The organism is Rhizobacter sp. P3_B12, assembly GCF_056402895.1.
On sequence record NZ_JBFUGN010000066.1, the window covers coordinates 1 to 13992 of the forward strand.

Here is a 13992-nt window from a genome sequence, read left to right on the forward strand (position 1 = left end):
GCTCCTTCTTGACCTGCGGATGCCGGGCCGGGTTGACCAGCATCACGCMGTACTGGTTGAAGAGCCGCTTGTCGCCTTCGACGAGGATGGCGAGCTCGCCGCGGTTCCTGAACGCGAGCCAGGTGCCGCGATCGGTCAGCACGTAGCCGTTGATCGAGGCCCCCATGTTCAGCGCCGGCCCCATGCCGCAGCCGCATTCGCGGTAGCCGGCCGGCTTGGCGGCGGCCGGGTCGAGCCCCGCCAGTTTCCACAGCCGCAGCTCGGCGCTGTGCGTGCCGCTGCGGTCGCCGCGCGAGACGAAGGGCTGGCCGCCGGCGGCCACCTTGCCCATGCCGGCGACGATGTCGGTGCCGCGCGCGCCGGCCGGGTCCGGCTTCGGGCCGACCAGCACGAAGTCGTTGTACATGACTGCAAAGCGCTTCTCGCTCCAGCCCTCGGCGACGAACTTCTCCTCGGCCGCCGTGTCGTGCACGAACACCACGTCGGCATCGCCGCGCCGGCCGATGTCGAGCGCCTGGCCGGTGCCGACCGCGACGACGCGCACCTCGATGCCGCTGGCGCGCGTGAACGCCGGCAGCAGGTGCTTGAAGAGGCCCGATTGCTCCGTCGACGTGGTCGATGCCACGACGATGAACTTCTCCTGCGCACCGGCCGCCTGCGGCAGCAGCACGGCGCAGGCGGCCAGGAGCAGGGCGGCGAAGGCACGGCGAGACGGCGTCATGTCATGCAACGGAGGAGTCGATCGAAGGACCCCATCATCGCGGATATTCAGCGCGTGCGGCGCTCGCGCCAGAGCAGCATCAACCCTGAGATCAGGAAGTAGACCGCCCCCACCGCCGCGTACCCCGCCAGGTTCTGCAGCATCGGCGCCGGCCCGCTGGCCTGCTTGACGAAGAACGTGCCGGCCAGCGCCGACTGCGCACCGCTCAGCACCATCGCCCACTGCGCACCGTGGTGCTTCCAGCGGCGCACGGCGGTGCCCAGCTGCAGCAGGCCCGAGAGCACGGCCCAGACGCCGAACACGACGAACACCGCGGGCATGCCCCGCTGCACCGCCACGCCCATCGCGACGGTCGTCGCGGCGCTGACCAGCACGTTGACCATCTGCGTCGTGTTGGCCGACATGCCGCCCGATTGCCGGGCGTCGAGCGCGTTCGCCAGCGCATCCCACGCGGGGTACAGCACGAGCAGCACGCTCGCGACGACGGGCGATGCCAACGCCACCGTGAAGGCGAGCGCCACCCACGCGATCGAGAAGCCGGCGCGCGTGAGGTAGAGCGTCCTCAGCCAGGTGGAGTTCGTGGAAAGGGAGCTTGCAGTCGTCATGGCGTGATCTCGGTGGAAAGCGGATCAGGCCAGTCTGCGGCGCGCGGCCGGCCGGCGGAATCGGACGATTGACCGATGCCGGCATCGCTCCGGATGGACGGCCCGGGCTCACAACGTGTTTCGATCTTGTCGTTCCCGGCATCCCGCCAGCAAGGTTCCGTCACGACTTCGGCGAAGCCTTGCCCTAGGGTCGTGCATCGAGCCATCCGGAGGAACAGCATCTTGTCGACCCACCCAACCCATCGCGTCTGCAGCCCGGCGCTGTGGCTCGTCACCGTGGCTGCTGCCGTCCTCGCGGCGTGCGGTGGCACGTCCGAGCTCGATCGATCCGGCGCCGAGGCCAACGACGGCGCGGGCGCCGAGGCGCAAACCGTGCGCGCCGTCAGCAACGTGCCCATCGGCTTCGCGGCCGGCGTCACCGGCGGCGTCGGCGGCAGCACGGTCCGCGTGAGCACGGTCGCCGACCTGAAGCGCGAGCTCTGCCGCACCAGCAACGGCAACGGCTGCACCGACACCGAACGGCGCATCATCGAGGTGGCGTCCGTCATCGACCTGACCGACAGCGAGGGCAGCGCCTCGGCACCGGGCTGCTTCGCGACCAGCGTGTGCACCGGCGTCACGCAGAAGAGCGAGATCACGCTGAACGTGCAGGACTGGCAGAAGAGCTACTGCACGGGCAAGCCGACGAGCTCCTACCGGTACAAGGTGGCCGGCACCACCGCCCTCCTGATGGGCTCGAACAAGACCCTGGTCGGCGTGGGCGCCAACGCCGGCCTCAAGGGCAAGGGCGTGATCCTGCAGGGCGGCGTCAGCAACATCATCATCCGCAACCTGTCGTTCACCGACATCAACGAGGGCATGGTCTGGGGCGGTGACGGCCTGTCCATCCCCGCGGCCACGAAGGTGTGGATCGACCACAACCGGTTCGCGCGCATCGGCCGCCAGTTCATCGTCCTCGGCAACGGCGATGCCACGGCGACGGTCGACGAGATCACGCTCTCCAACAACGAGCTCGACGGCCGGTCGGCGTGGTCGGCGCGCTGCACCGGCAGCCACTACTGGACCCTGCTCGCCTACGGCAACGGCAGGATCACCATCGCCGGCAACTACCTGCATCACTTCGACGGTCGCGCTCCGCGCTTCAATTCCGCCGGCAGCGGTGCGCTGGTGCACCTCGTCAACAACTACTTCGAGACCGGCGGCTGGCATGCGCTCGACTACGAGGGGGCCAACACGCGCGTGCTGATGGAGGCCAACTACTTCCGGAACGTCTCGATGCCGGTGCTCACCGATGCCACCGGCAACGGCCAGCTGTTCGGCGTGTACGGGCAGACCTCGGCCACCAAGGCCACCTGCATCGCCGCGATCGGGCGCCCCTGCAACCCGAACATCGCCAGCCCGGCACCGACCACCGACAAGCTCGTGCAGGACTCGGCCGTGCCGGCCGCGTTCAAGCCCCTCGCGGGTGGATTGATCAAGCCGATCTCGGCCAACGACGTGCCCGACACGGTCAAGGCCCATGCCGGCGTCGGGAAGATCTGAGCGATCAGCAGGCGTCCATCAGCAGGAGTCACCCTGGCGGGTGATCCAGCACGGATACGGTGGGTTCGCCCCCCAGCGGGCCGGCAGGCCTGCGGTGACCTGGGTGTTCCTCGTGTCCGTCGTGTAGACGAAGCCCTGCGTCACGCCGCTGCCCTGGGCGGCAAGGAAATAGGTGGTGGCCGTGACCTGCATGCATTGCACGTGGAAGGTCCCGGCCGCGCCGGCCGGGAGGGTGTCGCAGGGGCTGACGATGTCCTCGCTGATGGTCAGGTAGGTGCGGTGGTGCCGGTGGTACGACTCCAGGCGCGCACGCAGGCCGGCCAGCGCACTCGTGCCGTCGACCAGCTGGTCGCGAGCGATGGCGTCGCCGTGGCGGCGCAGCGCCATCGCGGCGAGGATCGCCACCGCCGCCATCGCGACCAGCGCGAGGCAACGCCGCCGGACGGCGCGCTCCTCGGCGGCACAGGCATCGGCGTGTCCGGGCCCGCGACAGAGGCTCATCGACCCGCGTGCAGCGGGGCGCGTGCCGGCGCCGCCGTGGCGCCATGGCGCAGCAGCGCCTGCATCAGGCGCAAGCGCAGGATGGTCAGCCCGGTGCTCCGGCTGGCGAAGCCGATCGCCTCCAGCTGGACCAGCGCGCCCTGCAGCACGCCGACGGGCAGCCGGTGGGCCGCGGCGCGATCCTTGTAGCGCAGCGTGTTCTCGATCACGCTGAGGTGGATCAGGGTGCGCCGGGCCCCGGGATGCCGGGTCAGCAGCTCGCTCAGGTCGTCGGCGATGTGTTCGAGCGTCGCGCTCGCCAGCTCATCCAGCCAGCCTGGCAGCAGCGGGTACGGGTCGTTGATGCGGTACGAAGACATGGTGCATGCACCTCATGAAGAAGCAGGTCGGCATCGATCGATGGCGGGCGGCCGCTCAGCACGCCACCTCGCCATCGAGCACGGCGACGAAGCGATAGCCGACGCGCGGGTAGGTGCGGATCAACTGGCCGATGCCGGGCTCCCCTTCGCACAAGGCCTGGCGGATGCGCATCACCGCCGCGGCCAGCGAACCGGGCTGGACGATCTGGTGGCGCCAGACCTCGTCCAGCAGTTCGTTCGTGGTGCGCACCCGGGCACGGCTCTCGATGAGGACCAGCAGCAGGTCGAAGGGCCGCGGCTGCAGCGCGCGCAGCTGGCCGTCGACCAGGATCTCGCGCGACGCGGTCCGGACCTCGCAGCGGCCGAAACGCAGCACGGCGTGAAGCGCCGGCGCGCTGGCGGAACTGTCGTCCCGGACGCTCCAGGCAGCGTGGTCGGATCGATCTCGGGGTGATGGATAGATGAACATAAGCCCTTGCGGTGTAGTGCAACATCAAATCGTGTAGACATTAATCTACAAGAAACAGAGAATGATCGACGGGTAAATTCTCACAAACTGCTCGATTCCGACGCGACCGGGCCGGTGATCTGCCGATAAAGCGGGCATCCTGTAGACTGATCACTACATCAGGGGCACCGTCCCGGTGACTCCCATGCCGCCACACACCTCCATCGCCGTCCCGATCCGCGTCTTCATCGCCGACGACCACGCCCTCGTGCGCGAAGGCCTGCGCAAGATGCTCGAGCTCGACGCGGGGCTGGCGCTGGCCGGCCAGGGCGCGTCGGCGGCCGAGGTGCTGGCCGCTGTCGACGCCGGGGGCATCGACCTGCTGCTGCTCGACCTGCTGATGCCCGGCTGCAGCGGGGTCGACCTGATCGAGCGTGTCGCCGCGGCCCATCCGCAGCTGCCGGTGCTCGTGCTGACGATGCATGCCGATCCGCACATCGCCCGCCGCGCGTTGAAGGCCGGCGCCCTCGGCTACCTGACGAAGGACGTCTCGCCCGAGCAACTGCTGGATGCGATCCACCGCGTGGCGGCCGGGCGCGGCTATGTCGATCCATCGCTGAGCAGCGAGATGCTGCGCGCCGAGCAGGCGCAGGCCGAGCCGATGGCCTTGCTGTCGGCCCGCGAGCGCCAGGTGCTGCTCGCGCTGGTGAAGGGCCAGGCCCCGACCGACATTGCCAGCGAGCTGAACCTGGCCCCGAACACCGTCAGCACCTACAAGGCCCGGCTGATGGAAAAACTGAATCAGGATTCGCTGAGCGACCTGGTGCGCTATGCGCTGAGGCATGGCCTGGTGGATTGAGCGCGCCCTGGCGGCGCTCGCCGCGCTGCTGCTCGGGTGGAGCGGCCCTGCGCAGGCACAGCACGCGGTCTTCGAGGCCTATCAACAGGCGGCCGGACTGACCAACATGGCGGTCGGCTGCCTGACGCAGGCCGCCGACGGCACCCTGTGGCTGTGCACCGAGAACGGCCTGTTCCGCTTCGACGGCTTCCGCATCCATCGCGAGCCGATGGCCCCGGGCGCGCAGCGGTCCATGGTCCACGCGGCCCGGGCCGATGCCCGCGGCGGCCTCTGGGTGGCGACCGATGTCGGCCTGTTCCTGCGCCGCGAGAAGAACGGCGTGGCGCAGTGGTCGGCCATCACGCAGCCCGGCGGCAAGCCGATCGGCGTCGATCCCGGACAGCGCATCGACATCGACGAGCACGGCACCGTGCTGGCCATCGACCGCAGCAGCCGGATCTGGTCGATCGACGCCCCCCTGCCCGGCGCTGCACCGGTCGTGCGGCAGCTGCAGTTGCCGGCGTTCCCCGCGCCGCCGGGCGAGATGGATGCCGATTCCGGCCCGCTGCGCGCCGGCCGCGGTGCCCTGTGGTTCGGCTGTGGCCGGGGGCTGTGCGAGTGGCGCGCCGGCACGCTGCGCCGCTGGGGCGAGGCCGAGGGCCTGCCGGCCCGCATGTGGGGCAACCTGGTGATAGCGCGCGACGGCAGTGTCTGGGCGCGCAGCCGCGACCGGCTGGCCCACCTGCCGCCGGCGCAACAGCGCTTCAGCGCCGTCGAGGCCCCGTTGGCACAGCGGTTGCCGGCCACCGCGGCGCTGGCCGAGGACCCGGCAGGTGGCATCCTGACCGCCACCGATGTCGGCATCGCACGCTGGGACGGGCGGCGCTGGCGGGAATGGACACCGGCGCAGGGCTTGCCGGAGACGCTGATCCGCTCGCTGTTCTTCGATGCGGAGGGCAGCTTGTGGCTGGGCACATCGGGCCGCGGCCTGCACTGCTGGATCGGCTACCTGAACGTCGAGCACTGGACCCCGGCCCTCGGGCTGCCGGCACCCGCCACGTTCACCTTCGCGCGCGACGGCAGCGGGCGGCTGTGGGCCGGCACGGCCCGGGGTGCCGCGTGGCTGGACGAGAGCACGGCCCGGTTCCAGCCGTTGCCGGCGCAGGCAGGCCACCCGGCCAGCGCGGTCAGCGCTCTCGCCGTCGATGCGAGTGGCGACCTGTGGTGGGTGGAAGCAGGCCGCGTCATGCGGCTGAAGGCCGACACGGCCCGGGCCGCGGTGATCTTCGACGATCCGTCGCTCTCCGTCGTGATGCAGGGCCGGCAAGGGGGCATCTACCTCGCCGGGCGCAACGGCGTCGACCGCGTCGTCGCCGCGGCGTCGGGCCCGCAGCGCCAGCCCGTGGCCAGCGGGCTGCCGGACCAGGACTTCGTGAACGAGATCGCCTTCCCGGCGCAGGGGGTCGCGGCCAACGCGGTCGAATGGTTCCTCAGCGGGCACCGCGCCTTGCGCGCCGTCGACGGCCGCTGGCTGCCGATGCGCGATGCGCAGGGTGAGCCGGTCGAGGTCTACGGCCGCGCAGCGTTCGTCGATGCCACGGACTTCTGGGCCTTCGACAGCCAGGGCCTCTCGGTCTACGCCGTGGACGCCGCCGGCATCGCCCGGTTCACCCGCCGGTTCGACCTGGCCCAGTTCGGGAACCCGACCGAGTACTTCCTTCGCACCGCGTCCGACGGACGGGTCTGGTTCGGCACCGACCGGGGCGTGTTCGTGTTCGACGGCAGCCGCTGGTGGCACATCGACCACTCGAACGGGCTGCTGTGGGACGACATCGACGACGGTGCCGTGCTGCTCGAACCCGATGGCACCGCGTGGATCGGCAGCAGTGCCGGGGTCACCCGCATCCGCGCGCAGGCCACCGAACCGGCGCCGCCCGTGCTGCGCATCCAGGCCGTGGCGTTCGGCGACAGGACCGCCGCAGAGGTGCCGGCGCAGATCGACTGGGACGACCGCCATCTGCAGTTCACGCTGGGGACGCCGAACCTCGGCCGCAGCCGCATGCTGCACCTCGAATACCGCCTGCACGACAACGCGCCCTGGCAGGCCATCGCCGGGAACGTCGTGACGATCGAGTCGCCGGAGGACGGAAGCCAGGTGCTGGAGGTGCGCGCCGCCTACCGGTTGCCGCTCGTCGCGGCCGGCCCGCCGCTGCGGATCCCCTTCACCATCGCGCCGCCCTGGTGGCTGTCGACGCCGGCCAAGCTGGCCACCGCGGCCGGCCTGGGGCTGCTGTGGTGGCTGAGCACCTGGGCGACGAGCCGGCGCCAGCGGGCCGAGCGCCATCGGCTGGAGCACGCGGTGACCGAGCGCACCGCCGAACTCGAGGTGTCGCGCCAGGCGCTGCGCCGGCTCGGCGAGCACAACACRCGCGCGCTGGAGGACGAGCGCAAGCGCATCGCGCGCGAACTGCACGACGAGATGGGCCAGCAGCTGGCCGCCCTGCGCATGGAGGCCTCCGTGCTGCGCGCCCGCGCCCGCGGCGAGCAGCCGCCGGCACAGGAGCAGTACCAGCTGCTGCTCGACCGCATCGACAACCTGGCCGGCGGCGTGCGTGCGCTCGTGAAGCAACTGCGCCCGCCCGCCCTCGACGGCGGGCTGGCCGCCGCGCTGGAATGGCTGGCCGCGGAGTTCAGCCAGGCCACCGGCCTGCCGTGCCGGCTGCAGGTCGATGCCGGCGCGGACCGGCTCGCTCCTGACATCGCGACGCAGGTCTTCCGCATCGCGCAGGAATCGCTCACGAACGTGCGCCGGCACGCCCATGCCGCACGGGTGGACCTCGCGCTTCAGCACACCGACGGCCGCTGGCAGCTGGCGATTGCCGACGACGGCACCGGCTTCGACCCGTCGGACGAGCGCAGCGGGCATGGCCTGCTCGGCATGGAGGAACGCGCCCGCCTGCTCGGCGGCACGCTCGAGATCGCCAGCCGGCCCGGCGGCGGCACGACCGTGCGCCTGCACGTCGAGGACCCGGCAATCCTCCGCACCTGAGCCTGCGCCGCCGACTTGTTCACGTTCGCCGGCTCAGGCTCGCGCCCGCCCTGCCGATAGTCCCGGTACATCACGCGTTGGCAAATGCAAGCGCGGCAAGCGCGAACCAGGCTCCGCGGAGCAAGAGAGGTCATCTTGAAAGCTGTGGACAACCTGAAGATCGGCACCCGCCTCACCGCGGCCTTCGCGCTGGTCATCGGCCTGCTGGTCGCCGTTGCCGCCATCGGCTACACGCAGATCGGCGCCGTCAACGCGAACACCGAGACCATCCTCCATGACCGCTACGCCAAGGTGGCGCTGGCGCAGACCATCGAGAACGAGGTCAACAAGCAGCTGCGTGCGATCCGCACCGCACTGATCGCGACGGACCCCGCCGTCGCCCGCGAGGAGCTGCACAAGGTCGAGCAGTCGGCGCCGATCGTGGCCGGCGCCATCGATCGCCTGAAGGGGTCGGTCCACTCGGAGAAGGGCGTGGCGGCGCTCGCGCACCTCAACGAGCGCCGTGCGAAGTTCAAGGAGCGCGAAGCCGGGTTCGTCGAGCTGATCAAGGCCGGCAAGACCGACGAGGCGCGCCAGCAGCTCGTGAGCGTCATCCTGCCGCTGCAGAAGGATTACCTGGAGTCGATCGAGGCGTTCTCGACCAGCCAGGTCGACGGGATGGAACAGTTCGGCATCGAAGCGTCCGGCATCGCCGGCACGGCCAAGCTGCTGATGATCGGCCTGACGGTCGTCGCCGTCGCTCTGGCCAGCGGCATCGCCGTCGTGCTCACGCGCTCGATCACGCTGCCCATCGCCGAAGCCGTGCGCGTGGCGCAGACGGTCGCATCCGGCGATCTCACCTCGCAGATCACGGTCGAGCGCAAGGATGAGACCGGCCAGTTGCTGGCCGCGCTGAAGGCGATGAACGAATCCCTGGTCCGCATCGTCGGCCAGGTCCGCCAGAGCAGCGACTCGATCGCCACCGGCTCGAGCCAGATCGCCACCGGCAATGCGGACCTGTCGCAGCGCACCGAGGAACAGGCCTCCAACCTGCAGCAGACCGCGTCGTCGATGGAAGAGATCACCGCGACGGTGAAGAGCAGCTCCGATGCCGCACGCACGGCCACCGCGCTGGCGGCTTCAGCGAGCGTCGTGGCCACCAAGGGCGGCACGGTCGTGTCGCACGTGGTCTCGACGATGAACGACATCAGCGCGAGCTCCCGCAAGATCGCCGACATCACCGGCGTGATCGACGGCATCGCCTTCCAGACCAACATCCTGGCCTTGAATGCCGCGGTGGAGGCGTCCCGGGCCGGCGAGCAAGGGCGCGGTTTCGCGGTGGTTGCCGCCGAGGTGCGCACGCTCGCGCAGCGTTCGGCCACGGCAGCCAAGGAGATCAAGGCCCTGATCGGCGAGAGCGTCGGTCTCGTGGCCACCGGCGCGGGGCTGGTGGCCGACGCCGGCACGACGATGCGCGACATCGTCAGCTCGGTCCAGCGCGTCGCCCAGCTGATCTCCGAGATCGGCACCGCGTCCGAACAGCAGTCGCTCGGCATCGACCAGGTCAGCCATGCCGTGACCCAGCTCGACCACGTGACACAGCAGAACAGCGCACTCGTCGAGGAATCGGCTGCGGCTGCGGACAGCCTTCGCGTCCAGGCGCAGCGCCTGACGGAAGTGGTCGGCGCCTTCCGGCTTCGATCCGCCGTCGCCGCCTGAGCGCTGCCAGCGGGGAACCACCCCGCACCCATCGAATATCGAATGGCATCCATCGCCTGATCGATGGGGTGCATTGCAGCACCCGCGGCCGCAAACTGTTCCCGGGCATCCCATCCGGTCAAGCTTGTTTCCAGTTGTTTCTGTCGTGAAATGCGTCGCTCTTCGGGCGACGCCGCGCGCTTGCGGGCTCCGTAGGACGCACGGTGCGGAACCGGTTCCGTTGCATCGACGTTGGCATCAAACCTGCGCATCAGTTCCTGCATGCACCCGGCACTGAGGATTGATGAAGTTCTCGGGCGCCGCAGCCCCAAGCCAACAGACACGATCAAAGGACCTGTAAGCATGAAGCACCAGATTCCCGAGGGACAGAGCCGGCCGCGCGCAGCGCTGGTGGCGCTGAGCTCCCTCTTCCTCGCAGCGGCCGTCCTCAGCGGGTGCGGCGGCAAGGATGCGGATTCCGCCGCGGCACCGAGTCCCGACGTCGGCGCCCCCGCGCCGCAACCGCCGGCCCAACCGCCCGCCTCCGGTGGCGGCAATCCCAATGAGCCGGTGCTGGAGCCGGTGACACCGGCACCGCCGCCGTCGATTCCGTCCGGCGGCGCACCCGCTGCGCCGGCCCCGACGCCCGCGCAGCAGCTGCCGACCGGCGTCGACATGAGCAAGCCCGGCGTCGCCGTCGTACCGACCAAGGCCACCGCCTCGAGCGCCAACGGCGGCAACACCGCCGACAAGGCCATCGACGGCAACGCCACCCAGAACAGCCGCTGGGAAAGCTCCCAGTCGGATACCAACTGGCTGCAGTTCGACTTCGGCGCCAAGACCCAGATCGGCTACCTGAAGCTGGTGTGGGAAGCCGCGTACGCCAAGGAGTACGCGATCCTCGTCTCCGACGACGGCGACACCTGGTACCAGCTGCGCTACGTGGCCGACGGCAAGGGCGGCACGGAAGAGTTCTACAACCTGAACGCCAACGTCCGCTACGTGCGCATCAACGGCGTCAAGCGCGCCACCGGCTACGGCTACTCGATCATCGAGGCGAGCTTCAAGTCCCCGGGCAGCGACAACACGCTGGGCTCGACGGTCGCGACCTCGCTCATCCCGCACCCGGCCGACGGCAGCAACCTGATCCCGGCAGCAGCCCAGCAGGCACCGATCGACACCATCCAGTTCTCGCTGCCGGACGGCACGCTGGTGACCCGCGTCGGCTTCGTCGGCCGCTCGCGCCACGCCCGTGAGCGCGGCGAAGACTGGAACGAGGTCGGCTACGGCGCGAACGAGACCGTCGATGCCGCCGGAAAACCGGTGGACAAGGGGCCCGGCGCGCACCTGAACTTCGTGGCCAACTACTTTGCCTTCCGCACCTGGGGTGTCGAGTTCATCGACAACAGCAAGGTGACCGGCGTCACCAAGCCCAAGCTGATCGTCAACGAGTACTTCCAGCAGCCGCAGTTCGGCGGCGGCCATTCCTTCGTTCGCGRATTCGACAACCCCAACACCACCGGCTTCGGCTGGATGAGCCCGGGCGACCTGCTGGACGACGACACCTACAACCTGGGCCGCCAAGGCATCGCCGCGTGCCCCGTGGTGCCCAAGCCGCCGCAGAACGCGCTGGCCAAGCCGACGAGCGGCTACAACAACATCATCGGCGCGAACGATGGCTGCAGCGTGGTGTTCGACACCTTCCCCGGCCATGCAGCACTCTCCACGGACGCCAACGGCGTGCTGAGCCGCAGTGCCGACGTGCCCGGCGCCACCCAGTTCTACGACTACGCGGTGAACTTCGATGCCGCCACCGGCAAGTCGACCACCGGGACCCTGGTCGCCGGCAAGACCGTCGCGGCGCGCTCGTTGAAGACGGGCGACGTGATCGAGTTCACGCCGTCGTTCTTCTCCACGACCGAGATCATGAAGGGGCTCGGCACCAGCGACGGTCATCGCTACTACACCAACGAATTGAGCTATGTGGTGGGGGCCGGCCTGCGCCCGTATTACGGTGCCCAGCCGCGCCTGAACAACACGCCGTTGCCGCCCGAGGCGTTGCAGGGCGGGCTCGGTTCGGTCTCCTACGACTACGCCGACAACTCGACCTTCGTGTTCCAGCAGCCGCACAACAACATCGGCATGCAGAACATGCAGCGCTTCGTCGAAGGCCGCCGCTGGTTCCACAGCAACATGCAGACCGGCGAGCACACCGAGAACGGCAACGACACGAACAAGGCCGCGATCGGCCTGCAAGGCCCGATGTTCAACCAGTCGACCTGCTTCGGCTGCCACATCCACAACAACCGCAGCCTGGCACCGACCGTCGTCAATCAGAAGCTCGACACGATGGCGGTTCGCACGGCAGCAGTCGATGCGAACGGGCAGCAGCTGCCGCACCCGATGTACGGTCTGGGCGCGCAGATGAACGCCAAGGGATCGACCGACGGCGTGCGTCGTGACTGGGGCACCGCGGTGCACGTCTCAGGCTTCGAACTGAAGACCGTGAAGCTGGCCGACGGCAGCTCGGTGGAGCTGAGCAAGCCGACGATCTCGTTCGACGGCCCGACCCCGAGCGTGTTCTCGGTGCGCAGCGCCCAGCCGGTGATCGGCATGGGCCTGCTCGAGGCGATCCCGGACGCCGACATCATCGCGCGCGCCAGGACCACCCCGGATGCCGACGGCGTCATGGGGGTCGCGAACTTCGCGTACGACCCGGAAACCGGCAAGGTGCGCCTGGGCCGCTACGGATGGAAGGCATCGAAGGTCAGCCTGCGCCACCAGGTGTCGGCCGCCGCGCTGCTGGACATGTCGGTCACGTCGCCGGTGTACCCGAACCGCGACTGCCTGTATGGCCCGGCGAAGTGCACCACCGCGAACCGTGTCGACACCGGCCTGACGGAAGACGCGCTGAAGTTGCTGGAACGCTACGTCGCCCTGCTGGCCGTGCCGGCGCAACGCAACGTGGCGAGCGGCTACCCGAAGGGTGTCACTCCGCTGGCCGCGCTGAACCCGGACGTCGACAAGATCGCCGCCGGCGCCAAGGTCTTCACCGACATCAAGTGCTCGACCTGCCACGTCACCCAGATGAAGACCGGTTCCACCAGCGAGTTCCAGGAAGTGCGCGACCAGACGATCAAGCCCTACACCGACATGCTGCTGCATGACATGGGCTCCGAGCTGGGCGACGGCCTGACCGAAGGCCTGGCCACCGGCAACATGTGGCGCACGTCGCCCCTGTGGGGCATCGGCTACACCGAACTGGTCGCAGGCAAGGACGTCAAGTTCGGCTACCTGCACGACAGCCGCGCCCGCACGCTGACCGAAGCCATCGTGTGGCACGGCGGTGAAGGCAAGGCCAGCCGCGATCGCTTCGTCGCGCTGAGCAAGACCGATCGGGAAGCCTTGCTGGCCTTCCTCGGTTCGCTGTAACGCCATCGCCAGACAGGAACGCCGCCTTTCGAGGCGGCGTTTTTCGTTGCACGATCGGCTTTTCAGCAACCGCGCTGCTGCGCGCAGCGTTCACTGCCATGAAATCGACATCGAAGGCGACATCGAAGGGCAAGGCGCCCGTGCTGCTGGCCGGCGGCAATCCGCAGATCCCGAAGGGAGATGGCGACGCACCCGTGCAGGCCTTCATCGCCGCGATGCCGGGCTGGAAGCGCGACGTGGGGCGCCGCATCGACGAACTGGTCGTTCGCGCGGTGCCGGCCGTGCACAAGGCGGTCAAGTGGAACTCGCCGTTCTACGGGATGGCGGACAAGGAATGGTTCCTCAGCTTCCACGTCTTCACGAACTACGTGAAGGTGGCGTTCTTCCGCGGAGCACTTCTGGAGCCCATGCCGCCGGTCGAGTCGAAGAGCCCGGAGACGCGCTACCTGCACATCCGCGAGGACGAGCCGTTGGACGAGGCCCGGTTCATCGATTGGGTGGCGCAGGCGAGCCGGCTGCCGGGAGAGCGGATGTGAGGCCGGAGGGCCGGAGCAGCACGATGCCGCTCACCGCCCGAGCTGCGCCAGCGCCGCCTGCAGCCCCGCCAGCCCGCCGACCCGCTGGTCGTTGATGAAGACCTGCGGCATCTGCCGCACCGACGGGCCGCATTTCTCGAAGAACGCCAGGCGCTCGGCCTCGTCATCGATGCGGATCTCCTTGAACTCCAGCGCGCGGGAGCTCAGCAGCATCTTGGCCGAGTCGCATTGCGGGCAGGCCGATTTCGAATAGACGACGATGTTCAGGGTCATGGGGGTCGAGG

The 13992-nt window shown here is 69.3% G+C and carries 12 protein-coding genes; 6 read left to right on the forward strand and 6 right to left on the reverse strand.

The genetic code is table 11. The annotated features are described in order from the left end of the window. On the reverse strand, nucleotides 1-721 hold a 721-nt coding region (locus AC1D01_RS06200), incomplete at its 3' end, for an ABC transporter substrate-binding protein (RefSeq protein WP_477865193.1). Nucleotides 722-768: 47 nt separating this feature from the next. Next, complete coding sequence (locus tag AC1D01_RS06205) at nucleotides 769-1326, reverse strand: DUF308 domain-containing protein (RefSeq protein ID WP_477865194.1); 558 nt, start codon at nucleotides 1324-1326, stop codon at nucleotides 769-771. 222 nt (nucleotides 1327-1548) lie between these two features. On the opposite strand from AC1D01_RS06205, the gene AC1D01_RS06210 reads away from it, so the two are divergent. Next, nucleotides 1549-2868: a pectate lyase family protein gene (locus tag AC1D01_RS06210; RefSeq protein WP_477865195.1), complete on the forward strand. Its 1320-nt coding sequence runs from the start codon at nucleotides 1549-1551 to the stop codon at nucleotides 2866-2868. Nucleotides 2869-2886: 18 nt separating this feature from the next. On the opposite strand, the gene AC1D01_RS06215 is transcribed toward AC1D01_RS06210, so the two are convergent. The 3 genes from AC1D01_RS06215 to AC1D01_RS06225 are packed head-to-tail and all read right to left on the reverse strand — an operon-like array spanning nucleotide 2887 to nucleotide 4104. Further along, nucleotides 2887-3369 carry a hypothetical protein gene (locus AC1D01_RS06215; RefSeq protein ID WP_477865196.1) on the reverse strand — a complete coding sequence of 161 codons (483 nt, stop codon included), beginning with the start codon at nucleotides 3367-3369 and terminating at the stop codon, nucleotides 2887-2889. Next, nucleotides 3366-3728 carry a hypothetical protein gene (locus AC1D01_RS06220; protein WP_477865197.1) on the reverse strand — a complete coding sequence of 121 codons (363 nt, stop codon included), beginning with the start codon at nucleotides 3726-3728 and terminating at the stop codon, nucleotides 3366-3368. The genes AC1D01_RS06215 and AC1D01_RS06220 overlap by 4 nt, the downstream gene beginning before the upstream one ends. Before the next feature lie 55 nt (nucleotides 3729-3783). Continuing rightward, nucleotides 3784-4104: a winged helix-turn-helix domain-containing protein gene (locus AC1D01_RS06225; protein ID WP_477865198.1), complete on the reverse strand. Its 321-nt coding sequence runs from the start codon at nucleotides 4102-4104 to the stop codon at nucleotides 3784-3786. 277 nt (nucleotides 4105-4381) lie between these two features. On the opposite strand from AC1D01_RS06225, the gene AC1D01_RS06230 reads away from it, so the two are divergent. From AC1D01_RS06230 to AC1D01_RS06250, 5 genes are all read left to right on the forward strand, one after another. Further along, nucleotides 4382-5035 (forward strand): response regulator, encoded by a 654-nt coding sequence (locus AC1D01_RS06230; protein WP_477865199.1) that lies wholly within the window; start codon nucleotides 4382-4384, stop codon nucleotides 5033-5035. Beyond that, nucleotides 5019-8063, forward strand: coding sequence for a sensor histidine kinase (locus AC1D01_RS06235; RefSeq protein ID WP_477865200.1), 3045 nt, complete (start codon nucleotides 5019-5021; stop codon nucleotides 8061-8063). The genes AC1D01_RS06230 and AC1D01_RS06235 overlap by 17 nt, the downstream gene beginning before the upstream one ends. 144 nt (nucleotides 8064-8207) lie before the next feature. Further along, nucleotides 8208-9761, forward strand: a complete 1554-nt coding sequence (locus tag AC1D01_RS06240) for a methyl-accepting chemotaxis protein (protein WP_477865204.1) — start codon at nucleotides 8208-8210, stop codon at nucleotides 9759-9761. A 342-nt stretch (nucleotides 9762-10103) separates the two neighbouring features. Then, nucleotides 10104-13172: a di-heme oxidoredictase family protein gene (locus AC1D01_RS06245; RefSeq protein WP_477865201.1), complete on the forward strand. Its 3069-nt coding sequence runs from the start codon at nucleotides 10104-10106 to the stop codon at nucleotides 13170-13172. Nucleotides 13173-13270: 98 nt separating this feature from the next. After that, nucleotides 13271-13708, forward strand: coding sequence for a DUF1801 domain-containing protein (locus AC1D01_RS06250; RefSeq protein WP_477865202.1), 438 nt, complete (start codon nucleotides 13271-13273; stop codon nucleotides 13706-13708). Nucleotides 13709-13738: 30 nt separating this feature from the next. On the opposite strand, the gene AC1D01_RS06255 is transcribed toward AC1D01_RS06250, so the two are convergent. Continuing rightward, nucleotides 13739-13992 (reverse strand): glutaredoxin domain-containing protein (locus AC1D01_RS06255; protein ID WP_477865203.1); only part of this gene is annotated, 254 nt, incomplete at its 5' end.

Bases quoted from the DNA above. Each gene is read 5' to 3' on its own strand.
- AC1D01_RS06220 (WP_477865197.1), bottom strand. From the start codon at position 3,728: ATGTCTTCGTACCGCATCAACGACCCGTACCCGCTGCTGCCAGGCTGG.
- AC1D01_RS06230 (WP_477865199.1), top strand. From the start codon at position 4,382: ATGCCGCCACACACCTCCATCGCCGTCCCGATCCGCGTCTTCATCGCC.
- AC1D01_RS06250 (WP_477865202.1), top strand. From the start codon at position 13,271: ATGAAATCGACATCGAAGGCGACATCGAAGGGCAAGGCGCCCGTGCTG.
- AC1D01_RS06205 (WP_477865194.1), bottom strand. From the start codon at position 1,326: ATGACGACTGCAAGCTCCCTTTCCACGAACTCCACCTGGCTGAGGACG.
- AC1D01_RS06215 (WP_477865196.1), bottom strand. From the start codon at position 3,369: ATGAGCCTCTGTCGCGGGCCCGGACACGCCGATGCCTGTGCCGCCGAG.